This window comes from Streptomyces sp. STR69 (assembly GCF_024519455.1).
Taxonomy (GTDB): domain Bacteria; phylum Actinomycetota; class Actinomycetes; order Streptomycetales; family Streptomycetaceae; genus Streptomyces.
Genome location: NZ_JALJRY010000081.1, coordinates 1 through 1,667, shown reverse-complemented (window position 1 = coordinate 1,667; position 1,667 = coordinate 1). Strand labels below are relative to the sequence as shown.

Below are 1,667 nucleotides of genomic sequence, written 5' to 3'. Positions count from 1 at the left end.
CCGTGACGGGGTGACGGAGTGTCATTCCGCTGGCATGGTCTGCCGTGTGTGATGACTTGCTGGGCATCGTGTTCCCGCACCTGGAGAAGGTGCTGGTGGAACACGTGTGGGTGGAGGACGGCGTGGTGCGGGTCAAGGCCCGCACTCTGGACGGTTCGCTTCCATGTCCGTCGTGCGGTCTTTGCTCCTACCGCGTCCACAGCCGGTATGAGAGACACCTGGCGGACGCCGCCGTGGGCGGGTGTCCGGTGGTCGTCGACTTGTCAGTGCGGCGGCTGTTCTGCGATGTCACTGATTGTGCGCGTCGTACTTTTGCCGAACAGGTCGAGGGCCTGACCGTCCGCTACGGACGTCGCACTGTGGTGCTGATGGCCTTGGTGCAAGCGATTGCCCTGGCACTTGCCGGCCGGGCAGGCGCCCGGCTTGCCGCCGTACTCCACATCGTCGTCAGCAGAGTGACGCTGTTGAACGTACTGACGGCGCTGCCCGATCCGTGCCCTCCCTCACCTCGGGTGCTCGGGGTGGACGACTTCGCCACCCGACGTGGGCGCAGATACGGGACGGTGCTGGTCGATGTCGAGTCCCATGCCGTCCTCGACCTGCTGCCCGGCAGGGAGAAGGAACCCGTGGCTGCCTGGCTGGCCGGACACCCGGGCATCGAGGTGATCTGCCGGGACCGGGCCGGTGCCTACGCCGAGGCGGCCCGCGTCGGCGCTCCGAACGCGCTGCAGGTCGCCGACCGGTGGCATTTATGGGACAACCTGGCGACCGCTGTCGAGCGCACTGTGATCGCCCACCGTGCTTGTCTGCAGGCACCCGAGGTGGGCACCCTTTCGGCCCGGCGCATGGCCGTGGCTCCGCCCTCGACGTTCAATCCGGACACCGGCGCAGAGAAGTGGCTGGTCACCCGGACCCGGGAGCGGCACAAGGCAGTTCACCGACTGCTGGCCCGCGGATGGACGATCAGCGCCATCGCACGGGAGTTGGGCCTTGCCCGGCACACCGCGGAACGCTATGCCCACTGCAAGAACCTCGACGGCCTCATCGAGGGCGCCCTTCGCACCACACGCCTGGACGACTACAAGCCTTACCTGGTCCGGCGCTGGAACGAAGGGTGCACCGATGCCGCCCGTCTCTTCCGGGAGATCCAGACTCAGGGCTACCCGGGCCGAACCCCGCAAGCGGTGCGACGCTATCTCCGGCCGCTTCGCACCGGCCTCGGCTCCATCCGGTCGCCGGCCCCGGTGCTCAAACCGCAGCAGATCACCAACTGGATCATGTGGAACCCCCAGCATCTGCGCGACGACGAAGAACGCCAGCTGGGTGAAGTGCTCAGCCGGTGCCCGGAGTTGACTGCCGTCCGAGGCCACGTGCATGCCTTCGCACGCATGGTCTGCGACCTCGGTGGAAACAACCTGCCGGCCTGGAGGAACGCCGTCCACGCCGATGACCTGCCCGCCCTGCACGCCTTCGCCGACGGTCTCCAGCGTGATCACCAGGCTGTCACCGCGGGACTTACGCTGCCCTGGAACTCCGGCCCTGTCGAAGGCCACGTCAACCGGATCAAGATGCTGAAGCGACAGATGTATGGGAGAGCCGGATTCGCACTGCTCCGCAAACGAGTCCTCCTCGCTTGACCCCAACCACACTCGGTCACCCCGTCACGA

1 protein-coding gene is annotated in these 1,667 nt (G+C 67.0%); it reads left to right on the top strand.

Annotation, left to right across the window (positions count from 1 at the left end):
* Positions 1 to 44: 44 nt before the first annotated feature.
* Positions 45 to 1,637, top strand: coding sequence for an ISL3 family transposase (locus OC490_RS49030; RefSeq protein ID WP_262064549.1), 1,593 nt, complete (start codon positions 45 to 47; stop codon positions 1,635 to 1,637).
* The last annotated feature ends 30 nt before the right edge of the window (positions 1,638 to 1,667 follow it).